General features: G+C 50.2%; 20 protein-coding genes. 2 read left to right on the plus strand and 18 right to left on the minus strand.

Annotation, left to right across the window (positions count from 1 at the left end):
• Positions 1-4: 4 nt before the first annotated feature.
• From M4I31_RS18645 to proB, 6 genes are all read right to left on the minus strand, one after another.
• Entirely contained in the window at positions 5-2,497 is a 2,493-nt protein-coding gene (locus M4I31_RS18645) for a CS1-pili formation C-terminal domain-containing protein (protein WP_085047774.1), read from the minus strand.
• Between the two features lie 57 nt (positions 2,498-2,554).
• Positions 2,555-3,232, minus strand: coding sequence for a hypothetical protein (locus tag M4I31_RS18650; RefSeq protein ID WP_038637707.1), 678 nt, complete (start codon positions 3,230-3,232; stop codon positions 2,555-2,557).
• Between the two features lie 53 nt (positions 3,233-3,285).
• On the minus strand, positions 3,286-3,867 hold the full coding sequence (locus tag M4I31_RS18655; protein WP_038637704.1) for a common pilus major fimbrillin subunit EcpA: 582 nt from the start codon (positions 3,865-3,867) through the stop codon (positions 3,286-3,288).
• A 596-nt stretch (positions 3,868-4,463) separates the two neighbouring features.
• Entirely contained in the window at positions 4,464-5,183 is a 720-nt protein-coding gene (locus tag M4I31_RS18660; RefSeq protein WP_069323872.1) for a Crp/Fnr family transcriptional regulator, read from the minus strand.
• 279 nt (positions 5,184-5,462) lie between these two features.
• Positions 5,463-6,713: a glutamate-5-semialdehyde dehydrogenase gene (gene proA / locus M4I31_RS18665; RefSeq protein ID WP_085047718.1), complete on the minus strand. Its 1,251-nt coding sequence runs from the start codon at positions 6,711-6,713 to the stop codon at positions 5,463-5,465.
• A gap of 11 nt (positions 6,714-6,724) precedes the next feature.
• The gene (gene proB, locus M4I31_RS18670; RefSeq protein WP_003031373.1) at positions 6,725-7,828 is read right to left on the minus strand and encodes a glutamate 5-kinase; all 1,104 of its coding nucleotides are present in this window, start codon (positions 7,826-7,828) and stop codon (positions 6,725-6,727) included.
• A 289-nt stretch (positions 7,829-8,117) separates the two neighbouring features.
• Here proB and phoE point away from each other — a divergent pair, with 289 nt between their 5' ends.
• Entirely contained in the window at positions 8,118-9,173 is a 1,056-nt protein-coding gene (gene phoE, locus M4I31_RS18675; RefSeq protein WP_085047719.1) for a phosphoporin PhoE, read from the plus strand.
• Positions 9,174-9,229: 56 nt separating this feature from the next.
• Here phoE and crl read toward each other — a convergent pair whose 3' ends face one another.
• From crl to gpt, 3 genes are all read right to left on the minus strand, one after another.
• Positions 9,230-9,631, minus strand: a complete 402-nt coding sequence (gene crl, locus M4I31_RS18680) for a sigma factor-binding protein Crl (protein ID WP_061383058.1) — start codon at positions 9,629-9,631, stop codon at positions 9,230-9,232.
• A gap of 57 nt (positions 9,632-9,688) precedes the next feature.
• The gene (gene frsA, locus M4I31_RS18685; protein ID WP_038637686.1) at positions 9,689-10,933 is read right to left on the minus strand and encodes an esterase FrsA; all 1,245 of its coding nucleotides are present in this window, start codon (positions 10,931-10,933) and stop codon (positions 9,689-9,691) included.
• Positions 10,934-11,033: 100 nt separating this feature from the next.
• A complete protein-coding gene (gene gpt, locus M4I31_RS18690) occupies positions 11,034-11,492 on the minus strand; it encodes a xanthine phosphoribosyltransferase (RefSeq protein ID WP_038637683.1) in 459 nt (152 codons plus the stop codon).
• Positions 11,493-11,752: 260 nt separating this feature from the next.
• Here gpt and pepD point away from each other — a divergent pair, with 260 nt between their 5' ends.
• A complete protein-coding gene (gene pepD, locus M4I31_RS18695; RefSeq protein WP_161668047.1) occupies positions 11,753-13,210 on the plus strand; it encodes a cytosol nonspecific dipeptidase in 1,458 nt (485 codons plus the stop codon).
• Positions 13,211-13,311: 101 nt separating this feature from the next.
• Here the strand turns inward: pepD and dinB are convergent, their stop codons facing one another.
• The 9 genes from dinB to fliS all read right to left on the minus strand — a co-directional run bounded on the left by dinB (position 13,312) and on the right by fliS (position 20,125).
• Positions 13,312-14,367 (minus strand): DNA polymerase IV, encoded by a 1,056-nt coding sequence (gene dinB / locus M4I31_RS18700; protein WP_038637679.1) that lies wholly within the window; start codon positions 14,365-14,367, stop codon positions 13,312-13,314.
• Between the two features lie 66 nt (positions 14,368-14,433).
• Positions 14,434-15,075: a DNA primase gene (locus tag M4I31_RS18705; protein ID WP_085047721.1), complete on the minus strand. Its 642-nt coding sequence runs from the start codon at positions 15,073-15,075 to the stop codon at positions 14,434-14,436.
• Between the two features lie 57 nt (positions 15,076-15,132).
• Complete coding sequence (gene lafU, locus M4I31_RS18710) at positions 15,133-16,131, minus strand: putative lateral flagellar export/assembly protein LafU (RefSeq protein WP_038637675.1); 999 nt, start codon at positions 16,129-16,131, stop codon at positions 15,133-15,135.
• Between the two features lie 2 nt (positions 16,132-16,133).
• Positions 16,134-16,997: a flagellar motor stator protein MotA gene (motA, locus tag M4I31_RS18715; protein ID WP_006685923.1), complete on the minus strand. Its 864-nt coding sequence runs from the start codon at positions 16,995-16,997 to the stop codon at positions 16,134-16,136.
• Between the two features lie 29 nt (positions 16,998-17,026).
• A complete protein-coding gene (locus M4I31_RS18720; protein WP_038637670.1) occupies positions 17,027-17,743 on the minus strand; it encodes a FliA/WhiG family RNA polymerase sigma factor in 717 nt (238 codons plus the stop codon).
• Positions 17,744-17,763: 20 nt separating this feature from the next.
• The gene (gene fliL / locus M4I31_RS18725; protein WP_038637667.1) at positions 17,764-18,234 is read right to left on the minus strand and encodes a flagellar basal body-associated protein FliL; all 471 of its coding nucleotides are present in this window, start codon (positions 18,232-18,234) and stop codon (positions 17,764-17,766) included.
• Between the two features lie 7 nt (positions 18,235-18,241).
• Positions 18,242-19,414 (minus strand): flagellar hook-length control protein FliK, encoded by a 1,173-nt coding sequence (locus tag M4I31_RS18730; protein WP_085047722.1) that lies wholly within the window; start codon positions 19,412-19,414, stop codon positions 18,242-18,244.
• Positions 19,411-19,728, minus strand: a complete 318-nt coding sequence (locus tag M4I31_RS18735) for a flagellar protein FliT (protein ID WP_085047723.1) — start codon at positions 19,726-19,728, stop codon at positions 19,411-19,413. The genes M4I31_RS18730 and M4I31_RS18735 overlap by 4 nt, the downstream gene beginning before the upstream one ends.
• Before the next feature lie 4 nt (positions 19,729-19,732).
• A complete protein-coding gene (fliS, locus tag M4I31_RS18740; protein WP_085047724.1) occupies positions 19,733-20,125 on the minus strand; it encodes a flagellar export chaperone FliS in 393 nt (130 codons plus the stop codon).
• Positions 20,126-20,155 lie beyond the last annotated feature (30 nt).

The raw sequence follows: 20,155 nt of genomic DNA on the forward strand, positions 1-20,155 counted from the left end.
TTTATTACCTCTGTGCCATAGTGGTTTGCGTTGCGCATTTCACCTCACCCACCCACGCCGCGCCGCGTGCTTTTTCCAGATCGAGATCGGCTTCACAAACGCTGCCATTGGCTGAAATTAGCGTGATGACCGGATATTTTTTATCAATATCGATAGCAAACTCACCCTTTTCATCGGTACGTGTTTTCCCGATGTGGTTATGAATATCGGTATTTGCAGCTAACTGCCCATCAGGGTAACGAATACGCCCAAACACGGTGACCATGCTTTTCACTTCAGGGTTAATAACACCAACGTTACCCGGATATAGCGTCAGTTCCTGCTTGCGTCCTGAAACAATATCGAAGCTGTCCTCAGAGTTTTTATCATTGAGGATTTCCAGCTTGTACTGGGCATAGGGCGGCAGTGCAATGAAATTTGATTTACCGCTGAGAAGATAATTACGATTGTTAATCTTCGCCGCCAGTTTACCCTCACCGGTCAAATCTGTTTTCACGATGACACCTGACCGTTGCCTCTCTTTACTCAGACCGAAGTCTTTCCCAGCCCACGCCAGAGAGCCTTGAGAAGAGAAGTTCATATTGGTGGAGTTATCCGCGGAACGCGTTACCGATACAGTACCGGCGTTATATTTCGTGTCATAACTCAAATTGCCGTTTATCGAATAGTTGTTGTCGTAATATTGTTCACCACTCAGACGGGTTGACGCCGCCAGGCCGACTGATTTAATGGGGCCTTCAGTATACTGCTTACGCGCGCTGATATTCCCCTGGGTGCTGCCATAGCGATCCCGGGAGACCCCCATGCTCAACCAGGAAGCCAACGGCAACGATAAATCCAGGCTGACATAACGTTCCTGTCGCCCATCGTCATTTCGGTTGTTGTAGTAATAACGCTGGATCCCTGCACGCAGTCCAACCGAGGCATATCTGCCTGAATAAAGGGTCGTGCTGTAGTCCAGGTTACGGTATTTATTGCCTGAATAGCGATTCTCCGTCTGGCTAACGGTGAGCGAACCGCCATGAGGAATAAACTTTCCGATATTCAGCGTGCCGCCAATGGAATAATTGTCACGTTCCTGCACGGGCAAACGATCGCCAATTTTACTGTCTTCACGAGATGCCCAGAGAGAGCCATACCCCTCAGGCACATTGAGATTAATGTTACTGATGTTTCGCCATGACGAATCGTTCGCCACCAGCGTCTGAGTGCCAATGCTTACGTATTCATTCACATTGAGCGTGACATCCGTTTCATTAACCGCATTGTTGTCAAAACCGTAGAGCGTGGATTTCAGGCCCAGTCCCGACAATACCGCCAGCGTTACCGATGCGGCCCCGCCAGCAATCCATGTCTGCTCGCTGCCCAAATCCTGATAATGATTTCGCTTATAGCTCACACGATCATAATCCAGTGAGCCGCCAAAAAATTGCCACGAGAGCTGATCAATTCCGGCTGCTTGTTGGCGGGCAAAGATTTTATTTACCCTGCTGATACGACTATTAATTGTCCGGCCATTGACCACGATATCTACCGTGACGTCATAAACTCCATACGGGAAACGACTGGTATCAATTTCATAGCTGCCCATATTAAAGTTCTGCACGCTGAGCAATCGCCCGTCACGAAAGACATGAACCTCGCCAGCGGCTGGCAAAAATACGGTAATCGGCGTGAGCGAAAGCGCGGTATTTTCAACAACCGTACTTCCTTTATTTCCATAGCTCACACCGTAAATTTTACCGCCGTTCAGCGCATTCAGGCTGGCAATAGACTGGACATTCCAGGTGTCAAGCATCCCAAGCGCCAGTCGATACCCGTTATAATCGCGCTCATACATCGCCCGATAGAGTTTGCTGGTGCCATTGCTGTCGCCTATACCGTAAAACGAACCGTTAATGTTGATATGGTGCTCACGCAGCGATGTTGTATTGTCTACCGTCAGATAGCTGCGAGTACTGCTGCCGTTGTGATAATCGTTGTAGTAGGTACCAAAGTTATAATTCAGGACATTGGAGAGCGTCTCCACACTGGAAGGCCCAAGCAGACTGCTGCGTGCGACAATCGCTTCAGTTAGCGCATCTTTACTAACAATCATCTCCAGATGAAATGAAGAGACGTTAAGCTGCAGGCGTGCATTAGCCGATAGCTCGATATTGGTATTATCGTGAAACTTCACATCACGAATTTTTTCCACCAATGCGCGGGTTTTTCCAGATAACACGGCATTATTAGGTAATTCAGTAAGCGTCAGGGATTTAACGGTAATATTACCATCAACAAGCGAAATTACCGCATCGGCAATTTTTTGCTGACTTTTCTCGTCAGTCTCGTTGTAGCGAATATATACCGGTACCGTCATTCCCTGCTCCAGTGAACGGGCGAAAGCGCTGGGAATAACGTAATTACCCACTTTTACTGGGGCTGCATGTGAAAATCCTGGTGTCAACGCAAGAAAAAGGCAAAAGCTACCGCCGACAATGTTTTTTGTTGTCATATGCATCCTTACATTCCGGTATTTTATTTATCCCGTACAGATGGCTGCAATCGACCATCACTTCACTGTAATAAACTGCTTACCGTGCCAGATACCGATCCGTGAACGGCTATTATTAATATCGGTAAACTGTAATTTTATTTTCGTACCTGGCATAATGTAATAACGTTCGCGACAGCCTCGTCCTCGATCGCGGGCCTTCTCTTTACACGTGCCATAGGCGATCACTCGAAACGAAACATTGCCAGTATTGGTAATAACATCGCCATTTCGGTTATATTCAAAACGCTCCTTTCTCGGCGCAACCACCAAAATAGTTCCAATTTCAGCCGACGCTGTTGCAACCGCCATTTTATTGGCCCGGGTTTCCGCGCTCTCGGTAACCGGTTCATCAATCCATTGCAGACGATAATAACGCTCAACATCATCTGCTGGTCCTTTATAGAAAAAGCGAAATACATCCTTCGCCTGACCAGGAAGAATAAGGTTGGCAGGTGTAGAAAGTAACTCTCCGGAATTAACAGGCTTTATTTCGACTCCGCCAGCTAAAGGTGATGACAATTGTTTTACCGAAACACTGACATAACGCGCCGCATCAGTCGTATTGGTAATTTCTTTCGATAATGAACTCTCAGCAGAAGTCATTATCGATGTAATTTCACCAACATTAATTGCCCATCCGGGAAAAGATACTACTAACCCTACCAACATCGCTGTCGGTAAATATTTTTTCATGACACCATTCCTGATAAATTCGGGAGATAAAATTCTCCCGAATTTTTTATTACTTAGGTAGTCGTCCAGGTTGCATTGAACTGTACTTTTACATCACCAGTCCAATAGCCGTCTGGCAGGGCAGAGTAATCCGTTACTGCCTGGGTACCATCAGAAGTCGCTGACGTGATGGTAAATTTGAAGTTGGATTGATCGCTGACACGAGCAGCACCGTTATAAGCGCCATCAGCCATCAGGCTTTCAAGACCAGAAGTCGAGCTGGAGTTGACCAGGACAGTATCTGAAGACTTAGTCAGCGCGGTGCCATTCCATGCCACTCCTACGTTCAGGGTAGATGCATCACCACTGGCGTTGGTCAGAGTGTTGCTAATGATCTGCGCAGTCAGCTCAAAATCAGTTGCCGTCTCCTGGCCCTGAATAGTCACATCAAAAGCACCGTCCTGAGAGTTGAAGGCATTCAGTCCTTCAGCATACTGGAAAGTCAAAGAGTTTAGCGGGGTGACAACCAACATGCTGGTGGTATCTTTTGTTGCCGTCGCATCCCACGAGGCAGTTGCAGAAGCAGTAACATCTGCCATTGCATTTGCCGCAACAAATACAGAAGCCAGAGAGGTTACTAATAATAGTTTTTTCATTTTTATCTTCTCCTAAGAACAAACTCACCACCGAGTCTTATTATTAAGTCACTCCAGCGGTTCCATTAATTGCGAGCCAGAATTGCCGCGCAAAAAAATTATCATTTGAATTAAGTAACATCTCAACAAACCCTGAAACGCAGAAATTACAAAAGACTAAGAATTTTCTTACACAAATAGTCTTCCAGGAACTTTCCCAAGATATATTTACTCAAAATAAGCCGCATTTCAGAATTATTAACCACACAAATAAGTCGAACCAAACAATTCATCTTTTTTATGTTTTTGATAAATATCAAAAAGGTCATACAAATAAAACCCTAATAAAATCCTTACAAAACATAAAGATAATTAAAATATTTATATCTTTTCTAAAATGCTGACTATTTGTTACAACTTTGATAAATTTTCATCTTCACAAGAAAATTCTCATGAAACTTTCGTTTGAAGGGGAATATTCTTATAAACAAAGCAAAAATCTGGAGGATTAATACTCGAATTGATAATTATTTCACACAAATAAAACCAGGAATTTTCCATATAAAAAGAATATTCCTGGTATTGCAAGAAAAAAATCATATTCCTAAAAGCGAGAATTAGATGAAGCTTTTCAAACCGAGATAACTATTAAGTGTTACCGTACGTACACGATGTAAGGTAATCAAATCTTGTTGTTCGAGTGATTTTAATGAACGGCTGACGGTTTCAATTTTAAGATCGAGATAACTGGCAATTTCTTCCCGGGAAAAAGGCAATCGAAGCGTCGTTTCCGGTCTGCCAATACGCAAATGCATCTCGTAAAACTCCACCAGGAAAGCGGCGATTCTGGCCTCCGCGTGTTTATTCGCATAACGCCGCAATTTCTCAACAATGAACCCATTATCTCTGCACAGAAACTTGATGACTGCTGCGGCAACTGAAGGATCCTTCTCTGCGACCTTGAACAACCGCGCGATGTCGATATGGCAAACTTCCGCAGTCGTTGCAGCCCTGATGGTGGTCAGATACGTTCTCCCTTCAACAGCATCCAGCGCCATGATATCCCCTGGAACATAAAAGCGGCTGATAAAAACGTTATCGCCACATTCCACGCTGGACTTGCAATATCCCTCATGAATCACAAAAAGCATCTCTGCGGCTTCATCCTGCCGAGCGAGAATCTCACCTGCTTTAAACTTCCTTCTTTTGTCTATTAACTTGTACTCATTATCACGATCAATAGCCGTTCCCTTTGGACACAGCGAACAATGGCGGGGTGGGAACGGATTGCCGAGCGGCACAACAGGAATACTAAGTTTGTGAATATCCGATTTCACGCAACAACTCCTCATAAAAATGAGACTGATTCTAATAGAACAAGCGTGGGGAACAATACGTGAACCGCAGACCAGGAAAATTCATTCCAGACAGGGAAAATTCTGTGCTGGCTTACTTTTCTGGCACAAACGAGAATATGAATAAATATAGTCTGCTGCGGATGATTAAAAACGCAGAGCTCAAACGAACGCGGGTATGGCGAAGAAGGTTAAAACAAACCGGGCGATGCATTACTGGCCTTGCGAATCAAACGCCTGTTTTGCATCACCCGGTTTCAATTACGCGCGAATGGTATCATCTCCGAAGCCAATCCACTTGTATGTGGTCAGTGCTTCCAGTCCCATTGGGCCACGCGCGTGCAGTTTTTGCGTACTCACCGCCACTTCAGCCCCCAGTCCAAACTGGGCGCCATCGGTAAAACGGGTGGAAGCATTCACGTATACGGCAGAAGAATCAACTTCATTCACGAAACGGTTGGCGTTGCTGAGCGTGCGCGTCAGGATAGCGTCGGAGTGCTGGGTGCCATGTTCGCGAATGTGCGCGATAGCGCCATCCATATTTTCGACCACCACAACGTTCAGATCCAAAGACAGAAACTCGTTATCCAGCTCTTCCGGTTTCAGCGGCACCAGTTTGGCCGGGCCATGCAGTACCTGCATCACGATTTCGTCGCCGTGCAGCGTAACACCGCTTTCCGCCATCTTGTCGCTTAACGCAGGCAGGAAACGCTCAGCGATATCCTGATGCACCAGCAAGGTCTCCACGGTATTGCAGGTGCTCGGACGCTGGGTTTTGGCATTGACGATAATCTTCAGCGCAGGCGCGATTTCAGCAGAATCATCCACATAAATATGACACACGCCAATGCCGCCGGTGATGACCGGGATAGTCGACTGCTCGCGGCACAGCTTGTGCAGGCCCGCGCCACCGCGCGGGATCAGCATATCGATGTACTTATCCATACGCAGCATTTCAGCGACCAGCGCGCGATCCGGATTGTCGATTGACTGCACCGCTGCTGCGGGTAAACCGCAGGCTTCCAGCGCCTTTTGGATCACCGCCACGGTCGCAGCGTTAGTCCGGTAAGTCTCTTTCCCGCCGCGCAGGATCGCCGCATTACCGGTTTTCAGGCACAGGGAGGCAACATCAACGGTAACGTTAGGACGCGCTTCATAAATCACGCCAATCACGCCCAACGGGACGCGACGACGCTCAAGACGCAGTCCGCTATCCAGCAGGCCCCCGTCAATCACCTGCCCGACAGGGTCAGCAAGATTACACACCTGACGCACGTCGTCAGCAATCGCTTTCAGACGCGCAGGGGTCAATGCCAGGCGGTCGAGCATTGCTTCGCTCAGACCATTTTCACGCGCCTGTTCTACATCCTGCTTGTTAGCGCTAAGGATACTTTCCCTTTGCGCTTCCAGCTCATCGGCTATTTTTTCCAGCACGCGATTTTTTTCGCGGCTGGAGAGCAGCGCCAGCTTGTATGACGCAGCTTTGGCAGCAATGCCCATTTGTTCCAGCATATGCCTGTTCCTTAACGGGTAATCATGTCGTCGCGATGGACAGCAACCGGGCCGTATTCATAGCCGAGGATGGTGTCAATCTGCTGTGAGTGGTGTCCGGCAATACGGCGGAGCGCGTCGCTGTTATAGCGGGTCACGCCGTGGGCGATATCGCGCCCTTCGAGATTGCAGATACGAATCACTTCACCACGAGAAAAGTTGCCTGTCACGCTTTTAATGCCTTTTGGCAGTAATGAACTGCCACGTTCCAGAATCGCTGCGGTCGCGCCCTCATCGACGGTAATTTCCCCGGCAGGCGGCGCGCCGAAAATCCAGCGTTTACGGTTTTCCAGTGGAGAGGCCTGAGCATGAAAACGCGTTCCAACGGAAACGCCTTCCATCACATCGCCAATCACGCCTGGCTTGCTGCCTGCGGCAATGATGGTGTCAATCCCTGCGCGGCACGCGACATCAGCGGCCTGCAATTTTGTGCCCATACCACCCGTTCCCAGGCCAGAAACGCTGTCGCCGGCAATGGCGCGCAACGCATCGTCAATACCGTGAACGTCTTTGATCAGCTCCGCCTGCGGATTGGTGCGCGGATCGGCGGTGAAAAGTCCTTGCTGATCGGTCAGCAACAGTAGCTTATCGGCTCCGGCCAGAATTGCCGCCAGCGCCGAGAGATTGTCATTATCGCCGACTTTAATTTCGGCGGTCGCCACCGCGTCATTCTCATTGATGACAGGAACGATGTTGTTGTCCAGCAGCGCGCGTAACGTATCGCGGGCATTGAGGAAGCGCTCACGGTCTTCCATATCCGCACGCGTCAGCAGCATCTGCCCGATATGGATACCGTAAATAGAGAACAGCTGTTCCCACAGTTGAATCAATCGGCTCTGCCCTACCGCCGCCAACAGCTGTTTCGAGGCTATCGTCGCCGGAAGCTCAGGGTAACCAAGATGCTCACGCCCGGCGGCGATCGCGCCTGAGGTAACGATAACAATACGATGCCCTGCGGCATGAAGCTGCGCGCACTGGCGAACCAGTTCTACGATATGGGCGCGGTTCAGGCGGCGCGATCCGCCCGTTAACACACTGGTGCCAAGTTTTACCACCAGCGTCTGGCTGTCACTCATGATTCTCTGCCATTCAAAATTGGGGAAAATGATATCAAACGAACGTTTTAGCAGGACTGGCCCCGGTTGCCAACAGCCAGCGCACAAAGCATGAAATTTTATTGCGCAGGATCAGCAAGCGTAGCGGCAGATTTTGACGCATTTATTACAGAAACATAAAAACACTCTTTTTTAAAAATATTCTTACTTTGTCATAAAACGTTCATTGCCAGACGTTAAAAACCTTCCTGTCTTTTAACGGGGATCACACCCAGTGAATATTAGCGCGTACTTTTAATCAGGAATGAAAATGAAAAAGAGCACTCTGGCATTAGTGGTGATGGGGATTGTGGCGTCGGCATCCGTACAGGCAGCTGAAGTGTATAACAAGAACGGTAATAAACTGGATCTGTATGGCAAAGTTAAAGCCATGCATTACATGACGGATTATGACAGCAAGGACGGCGACCAAAGCTATATCCGTTTAGGCTTTAAGGGCGAAACGCAAATTAATGATGAACTGACGGGTTATGGTCGCTGGGAAGCAGAGTTCGCAGGCAATAAAGCTGAAAGTGATTCCAACCAGCAAAAAACACGTCTGGCCTTTGCCGGTCTGAAATTAAAAAATCTTGGCTCGTTTGATTATGGTCGTAACCTGGGCGCGCTGTACGATGTAGAAGCGTGGACTGATATGTTCCCGGAGTTCGGCGGCGATTCTTCTGCACAGACCGATAACTTTATGACCAAACGCGCCAGCGGCCTGGCGACTTACCGTAACACCGATTTCTTCGGCGTCGTAGATGGCCTGGATCTCACCCTGCAATATCAGGGTAAAAACCAGGACCGCGATGTGAAAAAACAGAACGGCGATGGTTTTGGTACATCCGTTACCTATGACTTTGGCGGTAGCGATTTCGCCGTAAGCGGCGCTTATACCAACTCCGATCGTACCAATCAGCAGAATCTGCAAACTCGCGGTACGGGCGATAAAGCAGAAGCCTGGGCAACGGGTTTAAAATATGATGCTAACGATATCTATATTGCGACGTTCTATTCTGAAACGCGCAATATGACGCCGATTTCCGGCGGCTTCGCCAATAAAACGCAGAACTTCGAAGCGGTTGTTCAATACCAATTTGACTTTGGTCTGCGTCCGTCACTGGGTTATGTGCTGTCAAAAGGTAAAGATATTGAAGGCGTCGGCAGTGAGGATCTGGTGAATTATATCGACGTTGGCGCCACGTATTATTTCAACAAAAATATGTCCGCGTTTGTCGATTATAAAATCAACCAGCTGGATAGCGACAATAAACTGGGCATCAACGATGATGATATCGTTGCCGTCGGTATGGTTTATCAGTTCTGATTTAGGATAAAAAATGCCGGATGGGGTTGCGCCGCCATCCGGCATTTTACTGTTCATTATGCGGTTAATTTAACCGGCTCATCTTTAAAATCGTCAGCAGGCTCCAGCGCCAAATCCAGCGACGTTAACAACCCACGTAATTTTTCATGAAACTCACGTAAGGTGTATTCCAGTCGCTCTACCACTTCAGTCTCTTTCACCGGCACCGCCGTCCAGTTGCCATCTTTATCAAACAAACCAAACTGATAGCTGTAGGTAAAGCGTTTTTCCTGCGCCTCAAGCTCCATCCACCAGCCCCAGAACTCGCGTTTCTCAGGGGCGGGTTTCACGTTGACGCAAACAGCCAAACAATCGAAAAAAAAGCGATTATCTTCGCACTGTCCTTCCCGGATGTACGGGCCAAGCGCGGTGAATTTCTTGATCAATCTACTTTTCGGATGCCCACTCGGTAACGTCATTACGATCTCCTTAGGTGAAGCTCCTGTTTTACCAAATCGATAAAATTTAGCAAACTTTTAACACAATCTCTGATTGATCCACTTGGTTATTTCTTGCAGTCCTTTGTCAAAATTGCGATACACCGGGTTGAATGGAATCTCCAGCAGCTTACCGTCAGAAGATGACGAGGTGATTAAACGCGACTCCTCTTCCGGGCTAAACGGGTCATTTTTCCAGAACCCAGACAGCATTGGCGTCGGGCAGCGTCGACCGAGCAGTCCCTGCACTTTTAATGAATAGCGATTGAGCTCAACGCGCAGCGCTTCATCGGAAGCGTCGTGCATCCCCAGTCGGCTGGCCAGAACGTCAAGATACATTTCCGGGACGCTTGCCTGACGCTGCGGGTCACTCAGCAGCGCATGCACAACCGGTCCCAGGCAGGCCACCGCCTTCAGCCGTGACGACTCCAGATACGCCAGGCGTACCGCTACGTTAGCGCCAAAACGGAAACCGAAGGCCGCCACGCGGGTGTGATCCACCCACGGGACATTAGGCAGCGCCTTTAATACATGCTGATGCAGCAGGCTGGAATCCTGAGTCAGTTTCCATTTTGATGAGAATCCGACCGACGGCATATCCAGCGTCAACATGGCAATACCGCGCGGAGCAAAGTAGCGCTCATACAGCGTGTAGTAGTCCGTTTGCATGGAATCGAGACCGCCGCACATCAGTACCGTCGGGAACGGACCATCGCCTTTTGGCATATGCAGGAAGCCGGTTATCGGCGCGCCGCCAGCGACCGCAAACTCCATCTCACGCAGCGTGCCCGGCAGCCGTTGAGCGGCTTCTTCATAGGCGCGATTAGCCAGAGCCTGCGCCTGCTCTGCCAGCTCATCGCCTTTCAGATGCGGATAAGCGGCAATGTTGTACAGCGTAGAGGCATGCAGCCAGTGGCGTCCGCTTAACTGCGGATCCTCCTCCATAGACGCTTTCTGTTGCCATTCCATCGCCTGCTTTGCCCACTCATAGATCCAGTTCCCGCCACGATAGCCAATAACCGTATCATAGAGCTCTTTATCCGTACGTTCGGCTTCGCTCATCACGATACGCGCCTGTACTTCGAGGATTTCACGCGGATCGATGCCGCGCCAGATCCACATCAGACGATTCACCATGCGATACCAGTGCGGGATTGTTTTGCCATCCAGGGCAGATTGTACGGACGGCTGCGCGCCGTGATTAAAACGACGAACCAGCGTAGACGTTTCAGGGTGTTTGAAGCGGGGTTTGAACAGGACTTCGCTGAGGTTAGCTTGTGACATTCTTGCAGCCTCCATGAATACTCATTAAGGCATAGTGTAACCTGATGGGGATTAATAAAGAACAACGCCCGGCAAAGCCAGGCGTTGAAAGCGCTGTTGATTAGCGACCAGAGATCGGCGGGACAAACACTACGCCCATATCCCAAGGCTGCTCAATCCAGGTATCCTGAGGGATATCAACAATATAATCATTTACCAGCGGACGACCTGCCGGCTTAGCGAAAATAGTGACGAAATGCGCTTTAGGATACATTTCGCGGATCGCAACCGCGGTGCCGCCGGTGTCAACCAGGTCGTCGATGACGATAAAACCTTCACCGTCGCCTTCAGCACGCTTAAGCACTTTCAGCTCGCGCTGGTTGTCGTGATCGTAGCTGGAGATGCATACGGTATCGACATGACGAATACCCAATTCACGCGCCAGCAATGCGCCCGGCACCAGACCACCACGGCTAACGGCAATAATGCCTTTCCATTGTTCAGAAGGCATCAAGCGGCTTGCCAGTTTACGTGCATGGATCTGCAACATGTCCCAGGTGACGACGTATTTTTCGCTCATGTGAAGTGTCCCAGCCTGTGTATCTACGGCTAATTAATAATTGAGGGTGAATCAGGTTGCGCGAGATTATAGAGATCTGACGCACTAAAAACCAGTGTTTCGCGGAATCCGCGCCTCTTTTTGCATGCTTTATGCTAGCCGTCGGCGGAGAAAGTGGTATTCTCAATCGCATCGCGCAAGCCCGACTTGTGGTGTTTTTAATTCAGCTAACCCCGTGGACTGCAAGCAAGTTTTGTAGGACACCGCCAAGGAGACTCAACGTGTCTGAACTGTCTCAGTTATCCCCGCAACCGCTGTGGGATATTTTTGCCAAAATCTGTTCTATTCCTCACCCGTCCTACCATGAAGAGCAGCTCGCTGAACACATTCTGAGCTGGGCCCAGGAGAAAGGTTTTCACGTCGAGCGCGACCAGGTCGGTAATATCCTGATTCGCAAACCTGCCACTGCAGGCATGGAAAACCGCAAACCGGTCGTTCTGCAGGCGCACCTGGATATGGTTCCGCAGAAAAACAACGACACCGTGCACGACTTCACCAAAGATCCTATCCAGCCTTATATTGATGGCGAATGGGTGAAAGCCCGTGGCACCACGCTGGGTGCGGATAACGGCATCGGTATGGCGTCCGCGCTGGCCGTACTGGCGGATGACAATGTGGTACACGGTCCGCTGGAAGTGTTGCTGACCATGACCGAAGAAGCGGGTATGGATGGCGCGTTCGGTTTGCAGGCAAACTGGCTGCAGGCAGATATCCTGATCAACACCGACTCTGAAGAAGAAGGTGAGATCTACATGGGCTGCGCAGGGGGTATCGACTTTACCTCAAACCTGCCGCTGTCCCGTGAGGCGGTTCCGGCTGGTTTCCAGAGCTTTAAGCTGACCTTAAAAGGTCTGAAAGGCGGTCACTCCGGCGGCGAAATCCACGTCGGCCTCGGTAACGCGAATAAGCTGTTGGTACGCTTCCTGGCGGGCCACGCTGAAGAGCTGGATCTGCGTCTGATTGATTTTAACGGCGGTACGCTGCGTAACGCGATACCGCGTGAAGCCTTTGCGACCCTCGCCGTGGCCGCAGATAAAGTTGATGCGTTAAAAGCACTGGTTAACACTTACCAGGACATCCTGAAAAACGAACTGGAAGCCAAAGAGAAGAATCTGGCTCTGCTTCTGGATGCTGTCGCCAACGATAAAGCCGCCCTGACCACGCAGTCTCGCGATAGCTTTGTTCGTCTGCTGAACGCCACCCCGAACGGCGTGATCCGCAATTCCGACGTGGCGAAAGGCGTGGTGGAAACCTCCCTGAACGTCGGTGTCGTGACCATGACTGACGATAATGTACAGATCCACTGCCTGGTTCGCTCGCTGATCGACAGCGGTAAAGACTACGTGGTAAGCATGCTGGATTCACTGGGCAAGCTCGCCGGTGCCAAAACCGAAGCCAAAGGTGCGTATCCTGGCTGGCAGCCGGATGCTAACTCTCCGGTTATGCACCTGGTTCGCGAAACCTATCAGCGTCTGTTCAACAAAACGCCGAACATCCAGATTATCCACGCCGGTCTGGAATGTGGACTGTTCAAGAAACCGTATCCGGATATGGACATGGTTTCCATCGGGCCAACTATCACCGGTCCGCACTCCCCGGATGAGCAGGTTCATATTGAAAGCGTCGGCCACTACTGGACGCTGCTAACCGAGCTGCTGAAGTCGATTCCAGCGAAATAAGTCTCTGCAATAAAGCCGGATAGCGCTGCGCTTATCCGGCCTACGCGCTGATTTGTAGGCCGGATAAGGCGGTTACGCCGCCATCCGGCAATACATCAGAGTCAAATTCCCAGCAGCAGTTGCCTTTCCAGCTGTGGATCAAGCAGCGTGACGTGTAATCCCACCAGCCTTACGCCTCGCCCTCCCCGACGTTCATCCCAGGTTTTGCGCGCTGTCGCAATTAAGTCATCTTTGCTTAAGCGCGGCCAGACGTGCTCCTGCGTGGTTTGCTGAAAATCATTAAACTTGAGTTTAATTCCCTGCCGGGCGATCAACAGATCCGGTTTTACCTTTGCCAGACGTCGTTCCAGTTCGGGATATAGCCGCTCAATAATCTCCTCACATTCAGCCCATTCATGAATATCTTCTGCCAGCGTACGCTCAACGCCGACAGATTTGCGCAGTCTGTCGTTGTTGACATCCCGCTCATCAATGCCCTGGCTGCGTTCCCACAACACGCGACCAAACTTACCAAAACGTTTGAGCAACATGGCCAGGTCGTATTTTTGAACATCCTCGCAGGTGCGCAACCCCATCGCTTCCAGCTTAGCGGCAGAAACTTTGCCAACGCCGGGTATTTTCCCTAACGGCAGCGTTCTGAGAAATTCAGGAACATCGGCGGGGGTAATGACATATTGCCCGTTGGGTTTATTGAGATCGGAGGCTATTTTTGCCAAAAACTTAACCGGCGCAATCCCGGCTGAAGCGGTTAACTGTAACTCGTTGAAAATCGTCTGGCGGATCTCCTGCGCTATCAGCGTGGCGGAACCGTGACAGTGAGCACTGTCGGTCACATCCAGGTAGGCTTCGTCCAGCGAAAGAGGTTCGATCAGCGAGGTATAACGGGAGAAGATCGCCTGAATCTGGCGGGAGGCTTCTTTATAAGCCTCGTATCGACCAGGCAATAACGTGAGATGTGGGCACAGTTTTAACGCCATTCCGGTCGGCATTGCGCTACGTACGCCAAATTTACGCGCCGGGTAATTGGCAGTGCTGATAACGCCCCGGCGTTCACGACTGCCGCCGATAGCAATGGGAATGTCGCGCAGGGCTGGATTATCACGCATTTCCACCGCCGCGAAAAAACAGTCCATATCAACATGTATGATTTTGCGCATGACTCGCCTCCCACAACACTGTTTAAGTATACAGTATTTTTATGGTGTGAGAAGTCTGATTATGCCTTACGCTGGACCATTCATGACAAAGCGCGCATCGCACAGGTAACGTACGATGTCCGTGGTCTTATGTTCTGCGGGATTACCCGCCGTACTGACAAAAAGCTTATTCACTTTGCGAATCTTTGCCCGCAGCAATTTTTCGATCGTCATCAGGCGAAATGCATCATTTTCAACGCAGAAAAGCTCGTAGTCGCCCAGACGCTCTCCACAAATTTCACAATGATTCATCCAGTAACGTAGCCCGGTGGTTTTACTTTTATCCAGATAGTAATTGCTGGCCTTAATGTTCTTTTTTATCTCTTCAGGCAGAGAATTAATATGAAACAGAAAGGTATTCCGTCGAATAGATTGCCAGCCTTGGCCATCATGATCCTTTCTAATAAACCGGGTAAACATCACTCCGTGAATATGGGTAAGCTGGTGGCAGTTCCAGCAGTGCATCTTCGAGGTAATTACCAGATAGTACGGCGCGACGATGTTAAAACTGTCGGTGTTGTAGACATAGTCACGAAGCGCCTCGTTTAGCTCATGAGGTTCGGTGTACCAGATCCCTGAAATCTGGTCGAAATGCGCGCCCTGACAGGCCACATCCGTGACGTTATCAGTATGAATATCCAATGGAATAATATGGGTTACATCTATCACATTGCCTTCCTGCGGGATAATTTGCCCCCCACGTTGCGTGGAGGACCGGGAGTCAAATTAATGAGTGACGGGAGCAGAATGTTGACGTAAAGAAGTCACCTGCTTTTGTTTGTCCAGCTTATCAATCAGCGGTTGTACGACCTTCTCGCCGTGTTGGCCAAAATATTGATACAGCGTATCGGAAGCGCTTTGCGTTAATACCATGATCTCAATGCGACGGTTGCCGGCGCTTTCCGGATTTTTCGCATCCAGCAGCATTTGGTCGGCCATTGCGCTGACCTGCATAACTTTATTCTGCGGCATTCCGGCATCTTCCAGTACGCGTCGAGCAGACAATGCGCGGTCGCCTGACAGGTTCCAGTTGTTGTAAATGTTACTCTTATAGCTCATCGCGTCCGTATGCCCGGTGATGATGATCTTATTGTCCAGCGAGTCAAACACGGGGGCCAGCTCAACCAGCAGCGATTTAAAGAACGGCATAATTTTGGCGCTACCGCGTTCGAACATATTACGGTTCTGATCATCTTTAATCAGTACGCGCAACCCCTGAGGAACAATCTCCATCTCAAGGTTGGTCTCCATATGCGCCTTGCGGGCAATGACGTTAATGTCGGTCGCCAGCTCGCCTAACTCCTGGGCTGATTTTTGTTTCAGTAACGCCGTTTTCTCATTCACATCCAGCGCCTTTTTAGCGTTCTCTTCCGTGATCCTCGCCGTCTCCTGTGGATTCACGGTTTTATCAAGCTTGTTGCGTGTGACGTTTTTCTTCTGCGCGCCTGGCGCTATCGGCAGTTTGCCCAGCTTGTTTAACGGCGCCATACCGCCACCGTTAAAGATTGACTGGCCATGCAGCGCCGCCACGATATTTTCGCGGTCAGCCTTGCTGACGCTGTTCACAATCCACAGCGTCATAAACAGCGCCATCATCGCCAGCGTAAAGTCAGCAAAGGCGACCTTCCACGCCCCGCCATGATGACCTGCATGGTTCTTTTTAATTTGTCGGCGGATAATGGTGGTTTTCGCGCCGCGATCGCGACGATTTGGCCCCTTCCTCATGCTTATTCCTGCTCCAGCATCGCATTAACCCACGCATCCAGATTGGCGAAAGTGGGTTTAGAGGCCAGATGGAGAAGTTTACGGCCAGCATCGACCGCCAGTAGCGTCGGTTTACCGCCCGCTTGCGCCACCAGTACGGTACGAACGCATTCGAGCAGCGAATGCTCTGCCCGCGCCTGCTGTTCCATGGCGTTTGCCAGCGGGTCCATCAGGCAATAACAGATGAATACCCCTAAGAATGTCCCCACCAACGCCGCCGCCACTTTCAGACCGATAAGCGCAATCGAGCCATCGATAGACTGCATGGTGATGATAATGCCCAATACCGCAGCACAAATACCGAATCCAGGCATCGCCTCGGCGGTACGCTGCAAGGAGCGCGAAGGGGTTAACAAAGATTCTTCAGCGGTATCCAGTTCCTGATCGAGGATCCCTTCCAGTTCATGGGCATCGATTTTACCCATCGCCATCAGACGGAAGTTATCGGCGATAAATGTCACCAGTCGCTTCTGAGTCAGCACCAGCGGGTATTTCTGGAAAATGGTACTTTCTTCCGGCTGTTCGATATGCTGATCCAGCATACGCAGACCACCGTTCTGCACCATTTCCAGCAGCTCATACAGGCACATCAGTAGCTGACGCTGAAATTCCGGTCCCATTTTCTTTTTACTGATCACCCCTTTGATCTGATGGGCGATCTCTTTCAGCACATGTACCGGGTTCCCAATAATCATCGCCCCCAGGCCGGCACCAACGATAATAATAATTTCTGCTGGCTGCCAAATAGCAATTAACTGCCCACCAGCCTCAAAGTAGCCGCCAAATACGCAGCCCAAAACCACTAATAAGCCAAAAATCTTTTGCATTACGTCCTCCGCATGTTGATTCGGAATTGTTAGTCTGGATATAAACAATCACGAATCTTGTGCGTGATTTTTTTATTCATTTGACAGATTCGGGCTTCGGTCAGCCCTAATACCAGCGCGATCTCTTTTAAATTCATATCGTGTTGGTAATACATTGAGAGCACGAGGCCCTCTTTTTCGCTGAGTTGGCTCAGGGCGTAACTCAACATTTCCTGCGTGACGAATTGCTCTTCCAGCCCCCGCCCTTCGAGCGGTGCTATCGGCATATCGCCATTCAGTAATTCATCCAGGCTGGCCAGCGTTTCCGCACCTTCCAGCTGTTGGTATTCCTGATAATCCTCAGACGATAATCCCCGTCGGGACAACTCCTCCCATGAGGGTTCATGCCCAAGCTGTGTGCGCGCATCACGAATCAAATCTTTAATCTGATGGTATTTTTGGCGTAGCTGGCGAGGCCGCCAGTCGAGGCTGCGCAGCTCATCCAGAATTGCGCCGCGTATGCGGTGAACGGCATAACCGGCAAAACCTTCGTCTGGTTGACCGTAGCGTCGAATCGCATTCAGCAATCCCATCAACGCCGTTTGTTCCATATCCTGCCTGTCCATAACGCAGGTACATTGCGGCGCAAGTTGACGCACCACTTTGCGCACCAACGGCAGATAAGCCTGTAAATAATGGCTCTCTTGCTTTGGCGTAAGCATGGGCGTCGCATTAAAGTCTTCTGACTCGTAAGCATCCTGTATCATGTTATTTCCTGGCTTGTCGCTTATTGGAAAACGACTTTTTTCACCAATATCTCCTTATAAGGTGTCGCCATTTTGCGTTTCGCTAATTCAACTTTCAGATTTTCAAATATTTTCTTTCTGATTTCGGAGATCTTCAGCGCCCGAATATCTTCATACTTCATATTCGAAAGCTCATCTACGGTAATACTTTGATAGAGCGGTTCGTCCTGCTTAATTTTTTCAGCATCTTTCTCTGAATCAACAACCATCACCAGCTCAGCGACCATATAGCGATCGCCGCCTTCATCATCATGCAGCGTAACCACCGTTTCTGGCAGGGAGACAAAAATATTGTTGGACTCATCCTGGCTATCTTCCGCTTCGTGAGCGGGAGTCGCTGCCGCAGCCGTGGTTCCCTTATTCATAGCATGATAAATGCCCCATCCGGCCCCCCCCGCAATACCCAAAGCGACGACGGAACTGATCACACACGCGATAACGATTTTCTTCATTTTGCTTTTACACTTTGATCAGAACGGATTCATTCCGTTGAAATTGAGGTTCATCATTGAGCACTAATGCTGACGCCACCTCATCCTGTTGATGACCTGACTGCTGTTTTTGCTGCTGCGATTGCCCCTCGGAAGAGACCTGAACATTGACTTCCATGAAGTTCTGCGCCGTCAGGTGCTGACGTAGGTTTTCGCTAAACTGCTGCAATGAGCGGCAGACATCGCTCTGATTTGCGCCGATGTGTACCATCAGCTTCCCAGCATCCAGTTGCACGGCAATTTCAAGCTTGCCCAGCGACGGAGGATCAAGACGAATGGTCGAAATTTGCTGTTGTTGACCTATCTGGAACTGAATTCTGTCTTTAAGCAGCGCAGTGAGTTTCTCCCCGAGTTCCTCCGTGGACATCGTCACTGGTGCGGAAACTGGCGTCGACACGATGTTATGCTCGGTCAGTGGATTCACTGGCTGATTTCCCTGCGCCGCGGTATTGAGCAAATTCTGCGTAGAGAGCGCAGGGTTGACCGTCACGCCAGCGGTTTTTCTCTCCACCACCGGGCGAGGACTGGGGTTCTGGGTTGATTTCACCCGAGCAGAAATTTGTTGGGAGGTCGAGAGTGACGCAGGCTCCGGCGCAATCGCTCGCAGATCCTGGGCGGAAAACGTCGCCAGCTTAGCCTGTTGATCCGGGGTTGCTGGCGGCAAATCCTCGCTGAGTGACGCCAGTAACGTTTGCAGCTTAGGCGGCAGTGACGATAAGTCGGTTGTGTGCTGATCAGCCGATGGCGTGGATGTTTTTTCCGGCTGGGCCATGGCGCTCGCCAGTTGGCGCAGCAATGATGACCCCGAATGGGTGGTTTGCACCTGCGCCAGCATTCTCAACATGTCGCCATCAGGCTGCTTTTGTACATCGGCCGGGGCTGCCTGAGTCGGTTGCGCCAATAGCATAGCCAGCAATGCCTGCATGGCTGCCGGATTCGCGTCGTCTTGTTTATGTGCAGCCGCCGATGTCTGCTGATGACTCAGTTTTGCGCCAATCAACCGCTCAGCCGCGGCGTTCAGCCCCGACTGGGATAAAGAAAATGCGCTGCCGCCCTCAGGGGTTGACGGCGCCGAAATCGTCGCCTTTTCCGGTGTGGCCTCTGCCGACGCACTGACCGAGGCCAGTAATACAGGATTCATGCCTTCTCCGAAATTAAATTAACCATTGAATACGCCAACATTCCTTCCTGGTTTTGCTGATGTTTCTCCATCCGCGTTTTGAGTTCTTCCGCACGCTGCGTTCGCCGCGCAATTAATGTCTCAAACGCGACCAGCAGTCTGCTTTTCACTTCCCGTAGCGCCTCGGCGTCAGTTTCCCAGGCAGCATAGGCATGAAAGTCACACATCACCTGCTGATGCAGACCTGGTAATCGACGCCACCGTTTTTGATCCAGGGCATCGTTCATCGCCGTCACCAGGGCATAAAGCTGCTGTTGCTGACGCTCTCTTTCCATCGCCTTATCCAAGTTTTGCCGACAGACCTTCCCAGCCTGTGCGCAGATTCGTCAGGATGAGGATCACTTCATCAATTTTTTCTAACGACAATTCGCCGCTGGCTTCATACAGGCGGTAGACGCAGTGGTCATACAGCCGGGAGAGATTCACCACCAGCTCTCCGCCGGTTTCAAACTCCAGCGAGCTGGTTAAGGCGTTGAGAATATCGATGCATTTATTGATGCTTTGCGCTTTACGCTCGTAGCGTTTGTTCTCAATGTGGCTTTTCGCGCGTTCCAGTTCGTCCATCAGTCCCGAAAACAGCACCAGCACCAGCTCTAACGGCGATGCTGCTGCCGTACGCGCAGCAAGATCCATCTCTTTGTATTGCGCATAACCATCCTGTGTGTCGTACATATTGGTTCTTAATCCTTCTCTTAAATCGGC

This window comes from Citrobacter sp. XT1-2-2 (genome assembly GCF_023516235.1).
Lineage (GTDB): Bacteria > Pseudomonadota > Gammaproteobacteria > Enterobacterales > Enterobacteriaceae > Citrobacter > Citrobacter werkmanii.